The following is a 17,293-nucleotide window of genomic DNA, read 5'->3' as shown; positions in this document are numbered from 1 at the left end:
GCTCATGACCGGACTTGTCTTGCTGCTCATTTGCGTCCTGCTGATCAGCCTGTCCGTCTGGCTGTTCCAGCGCGGGCTGCGCCAGGCCGGCACCGACCGGGTGCTGGAGCGGCTCTCTGATGGCCAGCCAGTAGCCCAGGAGCCGAACGGCAGCTGGATCGCGCTGGAGCGGATGTTCCAGCGCGCCGGCCTGGGCAAGCCCACCGACCGCCTGGGGTTGTGGTTGAGTGGCTGGGCGGTGGGCATGTTACTGGGCTATCTGCTGGCCGGCGGGCTGGGCCTGCTCACCATGCTGATAATGCCGCCGCTGCTGCTGCGGGTGTATATCGCCTGGCGCTACCAACGGCGAGTGCAGCGCATGATCGAACAATTGCCGCAACTGCTGGACCACAGCGTGCGCAGCCTCAAGTCTGGGCGCACCCTGGCGGACGCGGTGCTGGGCGCGATCGACAGCACCGAAGCGCCGCTCAAAGAGGCCATGAGCCGCATCCAGCGTAACGTGCAAATGGGCGTGAGCCTGCCGGAGTCGGTCAGCGACTTTGCCGAGTTTTATGAACGCGATGAGTTCCGCCTGTTTGCCCTGGGCCTGAAGGTCAACCACCGCTACGGCGGCAATGCCAGCGAGCTGCTGGAAAACCTGATCAAAATGATCCGCGAGCGCGAACAGGGTGCGCGCCAACTCAAGGCCATGACCGGCGAAACGCGCATGACCGCCTATGTGCTGGCGGGCTTGCCCATCGCCATGGTCGGCTACTTTTTGATGGTCAACCCGGGCTACCTGATGAGCATGTGGAATGACGGAACCGGGCGCTACCTACTGCTGGCCGCGGCGACGCTCGACATCACGGGCACCTTCGTCATGTGGCGCATGTTGCGGAGTATCTGAGATGGCCATCCTGATCTGCATCCTGTTGTCGCTCGCCGCCGTCGCCTTGATCGTCGGCAACCTGCTGGAGCAACGGCGCCGTCAACGCCTGGTCAGCCAACGCCTGCAAGGCCAACTGACCCGCGAGGACAAACTCGGCAGCCTGATGCGTCAATTGGGCGCCAGCGCCGTGGCCCAGCGCTCGGTCAGCCTGGACAACGAAACCCAGACCCTGCTCAACCGCGTCGGCTGGCGCAAAGCCAACCAGCGCTCCATGTTTGCCGCCTTCCAGATCGGCGTGCCCGTCGTGCTGCTGGGCTTGACCCTGCTCGGCCAGCAACTGCTGTTTCCTCACGCCGGCTCACCCTGGATTGCCCCGGCGATTGCCCTGGGCATCGGTTACTTGCTGCCCAAGCGCATCCTGGCCCTCAGCGCGAAATACCGTCAGGAGCGCATCGCGCGGGAAATTTCCACGTTCATTCCGCTGCTGCGCATCCTGTTCGAATCCGGCATGGCGGTTGAGCAATCGCTGCGGGTGTTGAGCACCGAAGCCCAGCGCTTGCTGCCGGACCTGACCCATGAACTGCGCCTGATCCTGGTAAGGGTCGACTCGGGCCTGGAGCTGTCCGAAGAGTTGGGCAAAACCGCGCGCCTGCTGGCCGTGGATGAGTTCACCGACACCTGCATCATTCTTCAGCAACTGATCCACCAAGGCGGCGGCGCGATGAAATCCTTGCTGGCCCTCAAGCAGTTGCTCGACGACCGCCGCCTGACCCGCCTGCAGGAATACATCTCGAAGATGTCCGCGAAGATGTCCGTGGTGATGATGGTGTTTCTGTTTCCCGCCTTGCTGATCGTGCTCGGGGGGCCGGCGATGATCGCCATTTCCCGAGCCTTGAATAACTTTTGAGGAGCCTGCCATGAAACCACTGATCGTCGCCTTGAGCCTGCTGATGCTGGGTGGCTGTGCCAGCAATGGCCAGGCTCCGTGGGCCGGGTTGCTGGCGCCGGGCAGTTGCCCCAAGCCCAGCGCCGACCAGGAGCTGTCGCTGAACCTGGCCGATGACATGGCCAACGAAGGCAAGCTGCACGCCAGCCTCGCCAACCTGCAAAACCTGCCCAGCGCCCTGCCCCAGGTTCGTCAACGCCAGGCCCGTGCCTATCGCTTGCTGGGCCGCCCTGACGCCGAGCCGTTGTACCGCAGCCTGCTGGGCACCTGCCTGGCCGCCGATGGTGAGCACGGCCTGGGGCAACTGGCGTCGGCCAAGGGCGACAACGGCCAGGCCATGGCCCACCTGCAACGCGCGGCACGGCTGGCGCCCACCGACGAAAAAATCCGCAATGACCTGGGCGTGGTGTACCTCGACCAACGGCGCCTGGAAGACGCACGCTTTGAATTCATGACCGCCATCGAGCTCAAGCAGAGCGATCAACTGGCGGCGGTCAACCTGGTGACCTTGCTGATCTATCAGGACAACTGGGAGCAAGCGGCGAAAGTGGTCGGTCAACTCGGCTTGAGCCCCGAGCAAGTGACCCGAGCCCAGGCACGGGCGCAACACCTCAAGGAGGCTGGCACGGCACCGCAGCGTCCAGTCAAAGATCAGGTAGCGGCGGTCAGCGACACGCTGCCGGCCGCTGTGAAATAAGGAGTCGATGATGAAATTCCATTACCTCGCCGGCCTTGCCTGCCTGGCCCTGCCACTCCTCGCTTCGGCCATCGAAGCAGGGCCGTCTTCACCCCGGCAGGCAGAAACGGAAAACTGGATGGCACTGCAACTGAGCGGTCGCGCAGCCTCGGCCAACCCGCAAAAAACCACGCCGGCAGAACGCGAGCAGGCGCTCAAGCGCTGGCTGGACAGCAACAAGCACCCGATCCCGGAGTTTTTTGATCAGAAAGTAGGCGGCACTGCGCAGGGCAGCAAATAAAACTCAACCCACCCTGTAGGAGCGAGCTTGCTCGCGAAGAACGTCAACGATAACGCGTGCATCCTGGGTAACCGCGTTGTCTTGGCGTTCTTCGCGAGCAAGCTCGCTCCTACAGTGGGGCGGTGCTAGTGCGCCGTTACCCGCTGGCGCATCGCCGAGTTGCTCGGTGACAACGCCAGCGCCAACTGCGTGCGGTTATGCATATGGGTCAAGCGCAGCACTTGGGACACGTACAGCTTGACCGTGTTCTCGGTAATCCCCAGCTCACAGGCAATCTGGTAGTTGGTCTGGCCCTTGCCAACCAGGCGTGCCACGTCCAACTGGCGCGGTGACAGTTGATTGAAGATCGCCGGGATCTCCACCGGCCCGGCGTCATCGGCCGATGAGTCCCCGTCATGGTCCTGGGGCGTCGGGTTGCGGCGCACCTTGTCCAAGTCCATATACAAGTCGTTGATGGATTCGGACAGGTACTGCAACTTCTGGTTGAGCGTGCCCAGTTGCAGGTCTTTTTGTCGTTCCTCCAATGCCGCTTCCTGGCGCTTGAGGCCTTCGAGCAATTCATCGAGGTTGATCGGCTTCTGGTAGTAATCGGCGATACCTGCACGCAGGGCCTTGATCACATCCTGCTTGTCGGCGCGCCCGGTGAGCATGATCGCTTCGAACGCACGATGTTTACCGGCGATCCGTTGCAGCGCCTGCACCAGCTCGATGCCGTCCATGTCCGGCATATGCAGGTCACACAGCACTAAACCGATCTGAAGGTCTTCCTTGAAACGCTGGACAGCTTGCTCACTGGACTCGCACGGGACACAACGGTACCCGCTGCTTTCAAGAAATTCACAGAGCTCCTCCACGATTAAGGGTTGATCGTCGACAACGAGCACTTTTACTGCAGACGTAAGCTTGTTCACGCGCTACTCCATGCCTGGCAAGCCAAATGATGACCTATCCTTTCTGACGAAAAGTCCTACACAACTACTCATTTAACGTAGACGTACTTTCCGACTATGTACATAGCATTAATCAACTCGTGCGACTGATGGATCCAAAACCAGCTGCCGGCAAAACCTGTCAAAACGAAGGGTGCAAAAGGCTGTTTTGTTGACGCTGGCCCTGCCCGTTCAACGCGGTTTGAGCTAAGCCCTTGATGCATAAGTGTCCAGGCCACCATGGCGATGCCCGCACCGATCAGCGCCCCGAGCAGGTACTCGATATTGGAGGCCAGCCCCAGGGCGGCGAGCAACTTCACATCCCCTGCGCCAAAGCGGCCCAACGCATAGCCCGGCAAGGTCAGCACCAGCGCCAAAACCAGGGCCAGGCCGCCCTCGCTACGGGACGCGCCCAGCCACGTCGACCCCGCCCACAGCAGGTAAATCAACGCCAGCAGCCCGACGCCCAGGGTCAACGTATTGGCAATCTGGCGCTGGCGAATATCCTGCACGGCACATACGCCCAACCACAGCACAATCACTAGCGTCTGGATCACGTAAAAAACATCCCTTTTGGCTGAATGATTCTATGCTGATATCAAGTACTCGCCTCAGGGTAGACGCAGTCATGAAATCGAGCCTCCCGAGAAAGCAAAAAGGTGCTGCGGCGATCGAGTTTGCCTTGGTCTTCGTGATTTTCTTTGCGGTGTTCTACGGCATGCTCAGCTACAGCTTGCCGCTGCTGTTGATGCAGTCATTTCATCAAGCCGCGGCCGAAGGGGTACGCCGCAGTGTCTCCCTGGACCCCAGCACCGCCGGCTATTCGGCCCTGGTTGTGCAACGCGCCAAGGATGCAGCCCAGGCCCAGTTGAACTGGATCCCCGGCTCCTTGAAGTTCTTGCCCGGCTATATCACCGCCACCTACACCAATAATTTGCTGACGGTGAAGATCACCTACCCCTCGGCCAATATCAAAGCGGTCTTGCCGGCCCTGGTGTTGCCTGGGGTAGGTACCGTACCCAACCTGCCCACCAACCTCACCGCCACCTCGAGCCTTCAGTTTTGACGACAGGGGATAAATTGTTCGCACGCCTGCGCGGGCTTACCAGCGCCCTGGCTCTGGACGCGCCAACGACGCCCGCGCCGGGCCTGCAAGTGCAACTGGACAACCTGGGCCGGGTGCTGAGCATCACGGGCGCCTTGAGGCCTTTGCTTGCCCAGCATCTTGCCAACGTGCCCAACCCACCCTTGCAGACCTTGCTGTGTGCCGACAGCGCGCTGAGTGTGGAGGGCACGCCGCAGGAGTGGCAACGACACGGCCTGGATCTGGACTTCCAGGGCGCCGCCGGCCAGGTCCTGCATACCCGTGGCTGGATCGAGCCGGAGGGCGAGGGCTGGGCCCTGCACCTGCTGAACATCACTGACCTGCTTGCCGACCGGGCACGGGTGCAGCAACGCGAGCAGAACCACCAACTCGCCGCCCTGATGAGCGAACAGCTGCGCGTGTGCAGTTTCAGCCGCCTGCATCACGTGTTCAGCGAACACCTGCGCAGCGTGGCCCAGCGCTGGAGCATCCCCTGCGTCGCCATGGCACTGCTCGATGAGGATGACCAGGGCTGGCGCATCTACAGCCAATACGCCGCCCACGACGCCCCAGCCTTGTGGCAAACCGGGCAGCATCTGGGCACCAGCCTGGACAGCATCAACGGCAACACGCCATTGAGCCTGGACATTGCCCAGGGCCGCAGCGACAACCCGCGCCTGCGCAGTGTGTTTGGCAATGCCGACGGTTTCCTGGTGCCGTACCGCGACAGCCATGGCGCCGCCGCGTGGCTGCTGTGTGGTTTCTATAACGGCCAGGCACACCACACCGGCGAGCGTGACTGGCTGAACCTGTGCGCAGCACTCGCCGCGCCGCTGCTGGGCCGCCTGCGCGAACAGCGTCACCACCAGCAACTGGAACGCGTGGAAGCCCTGCAAGGCCTGCTCGGCACGGGCTGGTGGGAACTGTTGCCCGTCACCCAGGAAATCCAACTGGCGCCACAACTATTGCGCAACCTGAGCCTGGACGACGGCCCCACCCGCCAGCCCCTCGGCACCTGGCTCGAACTCATCCACCCCGCCGACCGCCAGGCCCTCAACAGCCGCCTGCAAGACCTGCAAGCCCTGGGCAAGCCGTTGCTGACCAGCGTGCGCTTGCAACGCACCGACGCTGAACAGTCGCCCCTGTGGTACCGCATACAAGGCCAAGTACTGGGCGCCGGCAATGAACGGCGCTGGATCGGCTTCATGCTCGACATCAGCGACATCCAGAACCAGCAACTGCAAGCCGCCGCCGCCCATGCGCGCCTGGACAACCTGATCGCCAGCTCACCGGCCGTTATCTACGTGCAGCGCTACGTCAACGGCGCGCTGCACCCGGCGTTCTTCAGCGCCAGCCTGTTGCCGTTGCTGGGCTGGACCTTGGCCGATTGCAACCACGACACCCTGGCAGCGCTGATCCACCCCGACGACCGCGAGTGCTACTTCGAACGCACCCGCCAACTGCTGCGCGAAGGCAACGTGCGCAGCCGCTATCGCCTGCGCGACAAACAGGGCCACTACCACTGGCTGCTCGACGAAGCCAAGCTGTTGCGCGACGACCTTGGCCTGCCGGTGGAAGCCGTGGGCCTGTGGCTGGACGTCACCGAAGCGACCCTGGCCGCCGAGCAGGTGCGCCAAAGTGAAGAACGCTACCGCATCCTGGTGGAAGACTCGCCCGCGATGATCTGCCGCTACCGCCCCGACCTGACCCTCACCTTCGGCAACACGCCGCTGGCCAATTACCTGGAATGCCGGCCCGAGCACCTGCCAGGCATCGACCTGGGCCAATGGCTATCGGATGAACAGCGCACCGCCTTTGTACAGCGCATCCAACAACTGACCCCGGAATTCCCGGTGAGCACCGCGGAAATCAGCCTGCAACTGCCGGGGCGCGAACATGCCTGGTGGGTGTGGTCGGACCGCGGCGTCTTCGATGAACACGGCGCCCTGATCGAAGTGCAAGCCGTGGGCCGCGACAACACCGAAGTGCGCCGCTCCCAGCAACAACTGACCCAAAGCGCAAAAATGGCCACCCTCGGCGAAATGGCCACCGGCCTGGCCCATGAAATCAACCAGCCGCTGAACGTGATGCGCATGGCCATCGCCAATGTGCTCAAACGCCTGGGCAATGGTGACGCGCAAATCGACTACCTCACCGAAAAACTGCAACGCATCGACGCCCAGGTACAACGCGCCGCACGAGTGGTCGACCACATGCGCGTGTTCGGCCGCCGCTCGGAAATCGAGCAACAACCCTTCGACCCGGCGCAGGCACTGGAGGGCACCCTCTCCCTGCTCAGCGAAGGCCTGCGCGGCAAAGGTGTAGACGTGCGCATCAGCCCTACCGACTTCTCGGTGCAGGTCAAAGGCTATGTCGACCAGTTGGAACAGGTGCTGATCAACCTGATGGTCAACGCCCGCGACGCCCTGCTCAGCCAGCGAGAAAAAGACCCTGCCCTGCGCCCCTGGATTGCCCTGCACAGCGAGCACGACAGCCGCCATGTGCGTATCTGGGTCGAAGACAACGCCGGCGGGATAGACCCGCGCTTGCTGGAGCGGATTTTCGAGCCGTTCTTTACCACCAAGCCAATCGGCGTAGGCACCGGACTGGGGCTGTCAGTAAGCTATGGGATTGTGGAAAACATGGGCGGACGCCTGAGTGTCAGCAATGGCGAGGCCGGTGCGAAATTTTGCGTTGAGTTGCCCATCGTGCAGGCCTAAATCACCGCCCCCGGTGTCAGGGTAGTTGTCGTGTCCCCCGCCTTTTGAAAAGCATTCCGGGTGGCGGCAAGAGTATGGTCATGCATTTTTACTCAGTTGAACGCCGAGGGCTGCCACCGCTACCATCGACATTTTTCAGCCTCAAAGTGAGGCAATTCAAAAACCTCAGCGCGAACGTAGAAGTCGATTAATTTCATTCAAGTCGCGCTCCGTGAGCCTGCCCACAGCCGCCTTGAGGCGTAACGTAGCCAACAGAGTATCGTAGCGAGCTCGCGAAAGCTGCTGCACCGTTTCGGTGAAGCGGCTCTGAACCTCCAGCACATCAATGCTGATACGAGCACCCACTCTGTAGCCCAACTTGTTAGCCTCCAGGGCAGATTTTGCCGAGACTCTAGCTGTTTCCAACGCTTTTATTTGCGCCATACCACTGACCACCCCCTGCCAAGCTTCCCGTACTTGCAACTGCGCAACACGCTTGGCTTCCTCGTATTGAGCTTCGCTCTGGCCACTCAACGCTTGGGCCTGGCGCACTGCTGAGCTAGTGCGTCCACCACCGTACAAAGGCAAACTGACACGAAGGCCGATACTGGACGAGTCACTGCGCTCAGTACCCACGTTCGGGCGCTGCTGCATACTTTTACTAGCGACTAGATCAACTGAAGGCAAGTGATCAGCCTTACGGCTCCGCACCTCATTGCGAGCGATATCCAGGAGCAGGGCCTGTGCCTGAACTTCAAATCCGTTCTGCTCTGCCTCCCTAATCCATGAATTGATATCGGCGGGAAATGGCGGTTCAAGGCTTACCCCATCGCGCAGGCCTAGTAGAGATCCAGATTGCCGTCCGATGATCCGCGCCAATCCCTGCCGGGCCAGTTCAACATCACTATTAGCCTTGATAGATGCCGCCAAAGCCCGATCGGCGCTAGCCTGCGCCTCATACACATCAGCAATGCTGACATTACCCAGTTCAAACTGTTTACGAGCACTGGCTAGTAGTTGAACATCAGCCACCTGTTGCTGGCGCAAGGTATCGAGGACCTCTTCGGTACTCAAAACCTCAAAGTAGGCGGTGGCGACACGCAGCATTAGTGTCTGTTGTGCACTGTAAAAGCGGCTGATGGCAAGGGCTGTCTGCTGGCTACCTTGCTGATACAGAATCCAATTCTTCCAGCGAAATACAGGCTGGGCCAATTGTATGCTGTAGGTCTGGTTCTGCCGGCGATGCTCTATTTCGCCCCCCTGAACCTGGTACTGGTTGCGGTTCCACAAATTCTGTGCCTGCAAGGACACCTCCGGCAGCAGGCCAGCACGCGCCTGTACAACCGTTTCCAAGCCTGCATCACGTTCAGCTTGAGCTGCCGACAGCTGTTGATCATTGAGTAGGGCATCCTCGTAAATACTTATAAGATCGTCCGCCTGAGCAGCCATAGCCCACGGCAGCATAAGCACGCCGAACAACCGCCTTAGGAGTGGCATCAGGCGGACACCGGTCCGGCAGTGAGCCTGAGGTCATCAATGATCGTGCCTTTTTCCATCCGGACAATTCGATGCGCTAAGGCAATGGTTTCTGGTCTGTGAGCAATGCTGATCCGAGTCATGGGCATGCGTTGCATGGCATGAACTACACACCGTTCGCTGTGAAGGTCCAGTTGGCTGGTGGCTTCATCCAACGCCAGAATTTTGGGTTGTTTGTACAATGCCCGTGCCAATAACACTCTTTGCCGCTGACCACCGGAAAGACCACTGCCCATCTCCGCAACCAGTGTCTGATATCCCATCGGCATCTGGCAGATGGTGTCGTGGATAAAGGCATCTCGAGCGACCTCTTCGATCTTGCCTTGATCGGCCTGTGGGGCAAAACATGCAATATTTTCTGCCAGAGAACCAGCAAACAACTGGTCCTCCTGCATTACCACACCGATCAAACTGCGTAATCCATCGATTCCAAGTTGCCGAGCCGGAACACCACCGATTAGAACCTCACCCTCGGTGGGTTGAAGCAGGCCAAGCATCAGCTTAAACAGAGTTGATTTGCCGCAACCAGAGGCCCCAACGATCGCTACAGAATCACCAGCAACAATGGTTAGTGAAAGGTTACGAATAATCCAGGGCTCGCCTTCGGCATATCGGAAAGAAACATCTCTGAATTCAAGGTTGGGCTCAATAAGCTGCACATCGATTTCCCATTGAGATGAAGGCTCAATTGGCTCTAACGCGATGTCAGCCAAGCGTTCGGCATGCAAGGACAGCATTCTGATTTCGATACCCAGATCAATCAGCTTGCTAGCTCGCCCGGTGAATTGACTCTTGTAAGCTAGAAAAGCCAGCAGCATGCCCAAAGACAAGCTGCCCTCAAGTACTGCCAGGCCGCCGACATACAGCAACAACATGCCCTCAACGCCAAAAATCAAAGTATTAAAACTGGCGAACGTCAGCAACATTTTCTGTGTAGTAACATCGCGATTTTGTACGTCTGCCATTAGGTTCTGCCAAGTGGCCAGGCGCGCAGAAGTCATGTTGAACAATTTGAGTGGAAGTACTGTGCGGATGCTTTCAAGAAAGTAAGAATTCTCCCTGGCCGCCAGTACTATTCGTTCTTCGGAGGCATTGCGCAACGGATGATAAAACGCCAGACGCAACACTGCGTAAAGCAGTACAGCCACGCCTACAATACCGGTCAACGCACCGCTGTACAGTATCATCATTGCAAGGGTAATAAGCGTGACCAGACTATCGATTACCACGGTGATCGCACCGTTGGTGAGGATATTACGAATGGCTGATAACGATTGAAACCGTGCGGTAATATCGCCTAATTGACGTTTTTCGAAGAATGGCCATGGCAGTCGCAACAAATGGCTGAACAAATTTCCAGACCACTGCAATGCCAACTGTTGATTGAGCCGTAACCCCATCCAGCCTTGTGCCATCCGCAGCACAAAATCGATCAACATCAGTAGGCAGCCGCCCATTACCGCCAGCAGCAAAAGATGCTGATCAGCAGACACTAAAGCACCGTCAACCACCCATTGCGTCACCTGAGGCGAGAGCAAGGCCACCATTTCCAGTGCCACCGCCAGGACAAAGATATTTCCCAGCGCTCGCTTGAGTCCTATTACCCGGCCAATCAGAGTCCTTAAACGCAGTCGGGGCTTGTGTTGAGCAGGAACAAACTCCGCGTTGGGTGACAACTCAAGAGCCACCCCGGTGAAGTTTCGAGAGGCTTCTTCCTGCGACAACACTTGACGTCCGCACGCCGGGTCGAGAATCACAAGACGACCTGACTGAGCCTTTATCAACACAACAAAGTGGTTCAGGTTCCAGTGCAAGATACAGGGCGTGCGAAGCTGAGGAATCTCGTCTAGCTCAAGCCGTAAGGGACGGCAGGTAAACTCCAGACTTTGGGCATAACGAATCAACTGCGCCAGGCTTGTACCCTTGATTGAAACCGCAAATCGCCGCCGCAGAGTCGCCAAATCCAGATGCAGGCCGTGCGCTGCAGCCACCATGACCAGACACGCCAGACCGCACTCTTGGCTCTCGGACTGCAAGGTCACTCGCATCATAACGGTTCCTGCTCAGACAAAACGATCAGGAAGGTTCTCAAGGTCGAATCAGTTCGAGAGTGTCCTGATGACATAGCTCGAACACCAGGGCCCGAACCTTCGCAGGATCCATTTCGGGGAGTAGTGTAAGCAGTTCGTCCAGACGAATTCCGGGTGAGTGCTCGATACTGCGCACAAGTAACAGAGCCTGTTCGTCAAGATTGACCCGCGTGCCGTTTGCGATCAGGTAGTTTTGTGCGATAGACAGGGTGCTGTTAGCTGAAAGCTGCAGACCTGTATCGTCCGGCAACTGCTTAATTCCAGAGTTCCCTAAAAGGTCGATGGCCAGCGGCGCGCCCACACGTTGAGCCGTATCAAATGCCTCCATGAAGCGTCCGTAGTGAGTCGGGTCCAGGACCATCCCTGCGAATTGCGAGGCCAACTGAGTCAAGTTCTCCCGGTCATCCTCGAACGTGCTCATGGATTTTCGGGCCGTCAGCAAGGCTGGCAGTTGCTGTTGCATTGACCACTGCACATAGTCCAGGACAACGGCTGGGAACGTGCCAATGGAGAGGTGGAAGGTTTCCTCCTCGAAAGGTAAAGGATTGTGCCACCAGCCTCTAGGTAGGTAGAGAACATCCCCTGGTTCTAGGACAAAATCCATACACGGCTCTGCAGGACAAGGGTAGTCATGCTCAAGATCTTTACTCTGTTGCATGTACAGCGGATCGCTGAAGCTTGGCTCATAAATGAACCAACGTTTGCGGCCAATCAGTTGGATGGAAAAAATATCCCGTGTATCCCAGTGCGTTTGGAAGGACGCCTGCCGGCCAAATGCTGCGTAGGCACTGCTGACGGTTTGCCTGCCCGTGAACTGAGCTACCTGTCGGGCAAACGCATGGACCTTGGGTTCATTGACGATTTTGTTTGCAATCAGAGTCGCGCCACTTTTCATGCGCTCGTAAACCGCTGATTTAATCAGTCGATGTCTGATCATCCCCACATCGTAGAAAGTTTCGACGTACTCGCTTTTTGGCACCAATCCATTGTGGAGAATTTTAAAATCATCGGATTCGACGCTACTACGCTCAATGATTTGATTGGCGTCAGTCCAGGTAAACGCCTGCGTGACTTCAAAGGCCTTCTTGATCAGTAAAGGTTTCTTGCCTTGATAATACTTAACAAAATCCGTTCTTGAAATATTGAAATCAATGATCATAGTACATCCATGATAATAATATCGAGCAAGTCCGCTCAAGCCGGCGCGCAAGCTTAATGATGTGCAACCAAACTAAATCGTTAGACCTATATCGGAGTCAAGCAAGCCAGCGAGCAGAAACCATCGCGGTAATAATTGCAGGAACTCCTGCAATAAAGAATAGCTCTATCGGCTTCGACACCTTCCAGTGCGATATCACCAGGACGCCTTTTATGGCCAGTGCCAAAAGCAGTTGAACTCCAAGATACAGAAAAAAGTCAGACATGTTTATATTGCTCCTCCTTCTTATCAGTTCAGTCCCACCTATGGCCTTTACTGATGCATTCGTGCCCAAACAACTAGCGCGAATTATCATCCTTGGCGACGCCATTGCTTACACTAGTAGCAGACCTGTTGCCACCAAGGTTGACAACTAAGAACTAGCGATTGTAGTTGGTTCCTGCCGCATTCCATGCGTTGAGTCCGAAGCCCGCCGCCATGCCTCCGTAAAAACTTGCAGACCCTCCAGCGATGATAGTAGAAGCCACGGCTTGCCCCCCCGCCGGTCCGGAAAAAAAGCCTGCTACGGCACCAGCAGCCACGGCTGATACGAAACCGGTCATGCTTCCTCCACCGGTCGTTGCCTCGAAGCCTACATATCCCGCACCAGCAGTAATCCCGCCAGCAAGAGCGCCCGGAACCCCAATGCCGCCAGAGACCACTTCCAACTCTTTAATAGTTATGTCTTTCAAAATATGCCTCTCCATAAGGATCTTCAACGGTTAGGGCATAAACTACTCAGAACATCAATGATGTCCACACTACCTCCCGGCACAATCAATTTTCATTTGATGCACCTAGTTTGGCACTGGTGAAACCAGGATCGATATTGATGGATAGTAATGCCGATACCTATATTAAAGCTTCTTCGCGGAGCAAGCGACCCTACACATGTAGGGGGGAGGGAGGCTGTTGATTACTCAGTCAAGATAGGGGAGGAACATCAACTTTTTAGCGCGCCTGATTACTTCGCTACGGAGGCGATCGTTACATTACAGGGTGCATGCCCTTTCAGAATCGTACTTGCTTTGCCATTAATTCCATGCGGCTTCTGACACCACGCTTGCGCAATAGTGAGGATACATGATCACGCACGGTGTAATCACTTATGCTTAAGTCAAGTGCGATTTGCTTATTGGTTTTTCCGATCAAAAGCAGCTGCAAGACATCCGACTCTCTTTTTGTCAGCTCCATGAGAGCCCCACTGTTTTGTGTGTTTTTTAAGGTGTCAAGGCTAATCGTCCAAGCCTCATTTAATTGCGCAGCTTTCCTGTTACCGAATAGATAGGCTCTAGTGCCCATTCATACAGCCGTCTTCGATCCAAGAGAATGTCAGCCTCCAGCAACATACCCGCTTGCAATAACTGGGATTTTCCATACAACTCAATACTGGAGGAGTCCAGTGCGACAGAAATCTGGTAAAACAGCTCAGTCGTTGATCCCGGCCCCTGCAGTGCAGTTGCGATATGAGGTTGTAACTCTTGCGTAGCGTAGGGACTCTTTGCAACATCAATGACGCGACCGCGAGCCATGCCAAACTTCTGATAGGGATAGGCCGCATAACGCATTAAGACTCTTTGCCCTGGCTCTATAAATCCTGCTTGGCGTGGGGCGGCGAACAGATGGGCTGACAAGGTTGCGCTCTCGGCAATCAAGCTGGCTAGTAATGAACCCGCAGTGACCTGCTGGCCGACCTGGGCTCTCAGGCCGGTCAGTGTCCCGGCATAAGGAGCAATACTGACCAACTCACTACGGACTTCATTCTCAGCCTGCTCTTGCTTGACCAGCGCAGTGGCACTGTCAGCTTCACTTATCTCGCTGCGATGGCGTATTTCGATTTCTTGGCGCTGAGCTAACAGCTCCGTACGCTCTCGTTCCAGGCTTGCCCGGGCACGTTGGTTGCTTTGCTGCTGGCCTTGCAGGATCAACCAATCATTCTCGGCCTGCTGCAATTGAGCAACAGATATAAACCCGGCATCGACCAGCTCTTGCTGACGCCCCATTTGTGTGCGTGCCAACTCGGCACGACGCTGTAGCAATCGTACCTCCTCAGTGAATTGTCGAAGCTCACCGGCGATAGTGACTAGACGACTATCAAGCATGCGCAATTGTCCTGACAAGCGCTCGTCCGCCAGCTCCCTGTTACGGCGTATCAAATTCAAACGTTGATCCAACTGTTCGGAAATCAGCGCCTGCGTCGCACCAACGCCGGACAAGCGCTCGCCGGAGATGACAAACAACACATCGCCTTTTTTGACCTTCTGCCCTTCAGCAACTCTCACCTGAGTAAGAATCCCTACACCTGGAGCAGACAGACGCAACATGCCCTGCTCAGGCATCAGCAACCCCCTCACAGTAGCCTTACGTGTATAGGTACCGAAGTAGGTAAAAGCCAGTATCAATAGCACCAACACTCCGGCAACAAGTGCAGCCAGGCTGTATCCCCACGGCTGGCTGATCAAGACATTACCAAAACGCTGCTCGTGGGCCGCTGCGAGCGCCTCGGAGCGAAAAAGGGGTGAAGGTACGGGCATCTAAAGGCCTTTTGATAACGTCACTAACATCTTGCTCCAAGGCGCAAATGATATGTTATTGCATTTACATAAATACATTTTTTAAATAGCGCAAAATCCATCAATGTATTGCCAATCATTTCTGCGCTCTCAAGCACGACCAAGCCCTGAATAGAATTTTACGGGACTTTACCGAAGACTTTTAAAGGGGTGGCCGTAAGGGCGAAACCATAAGCGGCCGTTTACGCAGGAAGGGCTTTGTACTGGACCGGACATCCTGCTCAGCTATCGAGCCACAACCGGAAGCAAACCTCCTAGCAACAGGCTAGATCACTAGGTAAGCCCGGCCCATATGGCAGGTGAGGTTGGCGCCGACTTCGGCGTTGCCCAGATTGATGCCCAAGGCGCTGAGCAAGGTGTTGACGACAGGGTCGAGAATCGGCGACAGCACGTTCTGGATCAACCCCACCACCGCCGTGGTGATGGTCGCCAACAGCCCGGCGACCCCAGCCAGCGCACCATTGGAGACACTCCCGCTGGGCGGTGCGTAAGTGACCTGCAACCCATTAAGCGTCGCCGCCAGGCTGCCGACGATATTGGCGGTACCCGGCGCAAACTTGTAGGTGGGCGGCGCATTCATCTCGGCCACCGGCGCAAACACCATCGTGCTGGTTTGCGCGGCAATGGTGGAGTTGGCTTTCAACAGCAAACCGCCACCCACATTGGGTGTACGGTTGGGGCTGCACAGCAGCGTCAGGACGACACAATAGCGCTCGCCAAAATCAATCAGCCTGACCGGCTGCACATTGACTGCAGCCGAGGAAGAAAAAGCCGCCACCGGATCCACCGTACCGACCGCCAGAGTTGCCAGGGATGTAGTGGTTTTCACCGTCAAGGATTTAGAGGCCGGCGAGTCGCAATTGAAATCCGTGACATTGGTTTGCGCACTGCCGGCTTCAACGTAAATGGCCAGCGACGTCGTGACATCCACGTCAGCCACATTGCAGGCCACCAGGCACAACACCCCGCCAACCACCGCTGGCAGGTTGAGATTCAACAAGCCCTTGACCACCTGGGACACCGGCGTGCCCAGGCCCGTCAATATGGAAGCCACGCCAGAGACCGCCTTGATGATCGGCGCCTGCACGGTCACCAACGTGCGCACTTGCGCGGTGCGTACAAAAATCTGATCGGTTGGCGGGGTATTCTGCAAGCCCTTCTTGGCCAATACAGGATTGCCAATCGCCGACAGCTGCGGCGGTTCGATGACCTTGGTCTGGATCGACACATTGCCCACCAACGGAATCGCGACCTGCGCCGCCGCACTCACCGCATTCTTGCTACTGGACAACTGCGCCACCGCTTCCAGCAGCTGAAACAACTGCACGTTACTGTTCAGCGCCGCTGTCGGCGTGCCGGTGGCGATGTCGACCAGGTCTCCCACCGTCAACAGCTTGCTGTTCGGCGCAATCGCTTGAATCGAAATCACATCATTGATGACCGCCGTGGCCGCCGCACCGTTTTTCTGCAAGACCTTCACCGCAGCGTCGATCAACTGAGTAGCCGAGACCGCGGTACTGAGCAAGGCGTCATAGTCACCGGCCTTCACGTTCAGGTTGATCGCCAGTTGGTCCAGGTAACTGAGCAGGTTGACGTTGGTCTGCAGCAAGCCGTTCCAACCGGCTGCTGTGAGCGACAGGTTACCGCCGAGCAGGTTGCCGATCACCAGGTTAAGCAGCGGGGATTTGCCTGAATCGACGCTGGCCAAGCTGCTGCGGATCGACAACTGCGCCACGGGCGGCGGTGTCGCGGCGACGGCGGTGGCGCTCAAGTTGATTTGCGGGGTGATCGGCGCGCCGCTGAACAGGTTCCACAGGCCATTGGCAATGCTGGTCGGGACGGTGCGCGAGGCCACCACGCGGATGGCGTCGCTCTTGGTGGCATCGGCGGTAAATACGCGGGTGTTGAGGGCATTGGTCGCCAGGGTGCCGCACGTCACCGCCAGGGTGCTGCCATTACCGACCACAAAACCGTTACGCGCGGCATTTTGCGTGGCATAGGCGTTGGCCGTGGTGTTGGTACCGCACTGGCCACCCAGACCTGCCGCCTCCAACGCCGAGGTGTCGGCGACGGACTGCAACTTGCGCTTTTCCAAATACAAGCGCCCGCTATCGACCGCCAGCAACGTGAACACCAGGGCCAAGGCCAAGGTGCCTGCCGCCATCAAGCCAATTGCACCACGCTGCCTGGAGCCGAATCGGGGAGACATCGAAGCACTCCTGCGCTAACTCTCCGTTGCACTGGAGTGTAGACAAGGCTTGGGCAGGTTGCTGGCAACTCGCCACATTGGCGACTGGCGGAGATGCCCTGATACGCCCTGATACCGTAGGAGCGAGCTTGCTCGCGAAAAACTCACAGGCGCCGCGTTTACTCAGGAAGCACGCGTTATCGTT

General features: G+C 57.5%; 16 protein-coding genes. 6 read left to right on the top strand and 10 right to left on the bottom strand.

Annotated features, from left to right (window positions below; translation table 11 throughout):
• Positions 1 to 4: 4 nt before the first annotated feature.
• The 4 genes from ACWHXD_RS03160 to ACWHXD_RS03145 are packed head-to-tail and all read left to right on the top strand — an operon-like array spanning position 5 to position 2,791.
• Complete coding sequence (locus tag ACWHXD_RS03160) at positions 5 to 886, top strand: type II secretion system F family protein (RefSeq protein WP_138763436.1); 882 nt, start codon at positions 5 to 7, stop codon at positions 884 to 886.
• A 1-nt stretch (position 887) separates the two neighbouring features.
• On the top strand, positions 888 to 1,775 hold the full coding sequence (locus ACWHXD_RS03155; RefSeq protein ID WP_138763437.1) for a type II secretion system F family protein: 888 nt from the start codon (positions 888 to 890) through the stop codon (positions 1,773 to 1,775).
• A gap of 10 nt (positions 1,776 to 1,785) precedes the next feature.
• Positions 1,786 to 2,511 carry a tetratricopeptide repeat protein gene (locus ACWHXD_RS03150; RefSeq protein WP_032893744.1) on the top strand — a complete coding sequence of 242 codons (726 nt, stop codon included), beginning with the start codon at positions 1,786 to 1,788 and terminating at the stop codon, positions 2,509 to 2,511.
• A gap of 10 nt (positions 2,512 to 2,521) precedes the next feature.
• Positions 2,522 to 2,791 (top strand): DUF3613 domain-containing protein, encoded by a 270-nt coding sequence (locus ACWHXD_RS03145; protein ID WP_047712481.1) that lies wholly within the window; start codon positions 2,522 to 2,524, stop codon positions 2,789 to 2,791.
• Between the two features lie 125 nt (positions 2,792 to 2,916).
• Here the strand turns inward: ACWHXD_RS03145 and ACWHXD_RS03140 are convergent, their stop codons facing one another.
• Together ACWHXD_RS03140 and ACWHXD_RS03135 are read right to left on the bottom strand one after the other, a co-directional pair.
• A complete protein-coding gene (locus ACWHXD_RS03140; protein WP_098949678.1) occupies positions 2,917 to 3,702 on the bottom strand; it encodes a response regulator transcription factor in 786 nt (261 codons plus the stop codon).
• Positions 3,703 to 3,770: 68 nt separating this feature from the next.
• Positions 3,771 to 4,277 carry a prepilin peptidase gene (locus ACWHXD_RS03135; RefSeq protein WP_138763439.1) on the bottom strand — a complete coding sequence of 169 codons (507 nt, stop codon included), beginning with the start codon at positions 4,275 to 4,277 and terminating at the stop codon, positions 3,771 to 3,773.
• Positions 4,278 to 4,348: 71 nt separating this feature from the next.
• On the opposite strand from ACWHXD_RS03135, the gene ACWHXD_RS03130 reads away from it, so the two are divergent.
• Entirely contained in the window at positions 4,349 to 4,786 is a 438-nt protein-coding gene (locus tag ACWHXD_RS03130; RefSeq protein WP_003188217.1) for a TadE/TadG family type IV pilus assembly protein, read from the top strand.
• Positions 4,783 to 7,524, top strand: a complete 2,742-nt coding sequence (locus ACWHXD_RS03125; protein WP_138763440.1) for a PAS domain-containing sensor histidine kinase — start codon at positions 4,783 to 4,785, stop codon at positions 7,522 to 7,524. The genes ACWHXD_RS03130 and ACWHXD_RS03125 overlap by 4 nt, the downstream gene beginning before the upstream one ends.
• A gap of 165 nt (positions 7,525 to 7,689) precedes the next feature.
• Here the strand turns inward: ACWHXD_RS03125 and ACWHXD_RS03120 are convergent, their stop codons facing one another.
• From ACWHXD_RS03120 to ACWHXD_RS03085, 8 genes are all read right to left on the bottom strand, one after another.
• Entirely contained in the window at positions 7,690 to 8,967 is a 1,278-nt protein-coding gene (locus ACWHXD_RS03120; protein ID WP_238344598.1) for a TolC family outer membrane protein, read from the bottom strand.
• Between the two features lie 32 nt (positions 8,968 to 8,999).
• The gene (locus ACWHXD_RS03115; RefSeq protein ID WP_116666848.1) at positions 9,000 to 11,090 is read right to left on the bottom strand and encodes a peptidase domain-containing ABC transporter; all 2,091 of its coding nucleotides are present in this window, start codon (positions 11,088 to 11,090) and stop codon (positions 9,000 to 9,002) included.
• Positions 11,091 to 11,127: 37 nt separating this feature from the next.
• Positions 11,128 to 12,288: a JmjC domain-containing protein gene (locus ACWHXD_RS03110; protein WP_116666847.1), complete on the bottom strand. Its 1,161-nt coding sequence runs from the start codon at positions 12,286 to 12,288 to the stop codon at positions 11,128 to 11,130.
• A 97-nt stretch (positions 12,289 to 12,385) separates the two neighbouring features.
• Positions 12,386 to 12,553: a hypothetical protein gene (locus tag ACWHXD_RS03105; RefSeq protein WP_156995553.1), complete on the bottom strand. Its 168-nt coding sequence runs from the start codon at positions 12,551 to 12,553 to the stop codon at positions 12,386 to 12,388.
• A gap of 154 nt (positions 12,554 to 12,707) precedes the next feature.
• Entirely contained in the window at positions 12,708 to 13,019 is a 312-nt protein-coding gene (locus ACWHXD_RS03100; protein ID WP_133298336.1) for a hypothetical protein, read from the bottom strand.
• Between the two features lie 319 nt (positions 13,020 to 13,338).
• The gene (locus ACWHXD_RS03095; RefSeq protein ID WP_084570974.1) at positions 13,339 to 13,521 is read right to left on the bottom strand and encodes a LuxR C-terminal-related transcriptional regulator; all 183 of its coding nucleotides are present in this window, start codon (positions 13,519 to 13,521) and stop codon (positions 13,339 to 13,341) included.
• A 59-nt stretch (positions 13,522 to 13,580) separates the two neighbouring features.
• Positions 13,581 to 14,861: an HlyD family secretion protein gene (locus ACWHXD_RS03090; RefSeq protein ID WP_138763442.1), complete on the bottom strand. Its 1,281-nt coding sequence runs from the start codon at positions 14,859 to 14,861 to the stop codon at positions 13,581 to 13,583.
• A gap of 304 nt (positions 14,862 to 15,165) precedes the next feature.
• A complete protein-coding gene (locus ACWHXD_RS03085) occupies positions 15,166 to 17,109 on the bottom strand; it encodes a TadG family pilus assembly protein (RefSeq protein WP_138763443.1) in 1,944 nt (647 codons plus the stop codon).
• Positions 17,110 to 17,293 lie beyond the last annotated feature (184 nt).

The sequence above is a fragment of the Pseudomonas fjordensis genome (assembly GCF_976987115.1).
The sequence above is the reverse complement of the archived record's forward strand: the minus strand, read 5'-3'. Positions and strand labels throughout refer to the sequence as shown.

What these genes read in the sequence shown, in the direction of transcription:
- ACWHXD_RS03145 (WP_047712481.1), top strand. Translation starts at nt 2,522, where the DNA reads ATGAAATTCCATTACCTCGCCGGCCTTGCCTGCCTGGCCCTGCCACTC.
- ACWHXD_RS03150 (WP_032893744.1), top strand. Translation starts at nt 1,786, where the DNA reads ATGAAACCACTGATCGTCGCCTTGAGCCTGCTGATGCTGGGTGGCTGT.
- ACWHXD_RS03115 (WP_116666848.1), bottom strand. Translation starts at nt 11,090, where the DNA reads ATGATGCGAGTGACCTTGCAGTCCGAGAGCCAAGAGTGCGGTCTGGCG.
- ACWHXD_RS03095 (WP_084570974.1), bottom strand. Translation starts at nt 13,521, where the DNA reads ATGGAGCTGACAAAAAGAGAGTCGGATGTCTTGCAGCTGCTTTTGATC.
- ACWHXD_RS03105 (WP_156995553.1), bottom strand. Translation starts at nt 12,553, where the DNA reads ATGTCTGACTTTTTTCTGTATCTTGGAGTTCAACTGCTTTTGGCACTG.
- ACWHXD_RS03085 (WP_138763443.1), bottom strand. Translation starts at nt 17,109, where the DNA reads ATGTCTCCCCGATTCGGCTCCAGGCAGCGTGGTGCAATTGGCTTGATG.
- ACWHXD_RS03130 (WP_003188217.1), top strand. Translation starts at nt 4,349, where the DNA reads ATGAAATCGAGCCTCCCGAGAAAGCAAAAAGGTGCTGCGGCGATCGAG.
- ACWHXD_RS03160 (WP_138763436.1), top strand. Translation starts at nt 5, where the DNA reads ATGACCGGACTTGTCTTGCTGCTCATTTGCGTCCTGCTGATCAGCCTG.
- ACWHXD_RS03155 (WP_138763437.1), top strand. Translation starts at nt 888, where the DNA reads ATGGCCATCCTGATCTGCATCCTGTTGTCGCTCGCCGCCGTCGCCTTG.
- ACWHXD_RS03090 (WP_138763442.1), bottom strand. Translation starts at nt 14,861, where the DNA reads ATGCCCGTACCTTCACCCCTTTTTCGCTCCGAGGCGCTCGCAGCGGCC.
- ACWHXD_RS03120 (WP_238344598.1), bottom strand. Translation starts at nt 8,967, where the DNA reads ATGCTGCCGTGGGCTATGGCTGCTCAGGCGGACGATCTTATAAGTATT.
- ACWHXD_RS03110 (WP_116666847.1), bottom strand. Translation starts at nt 12,288, where the DNA reads ATGATCATTGATTTCAATATTTCAAGAACGGATTTTGTTAAGTATTAT.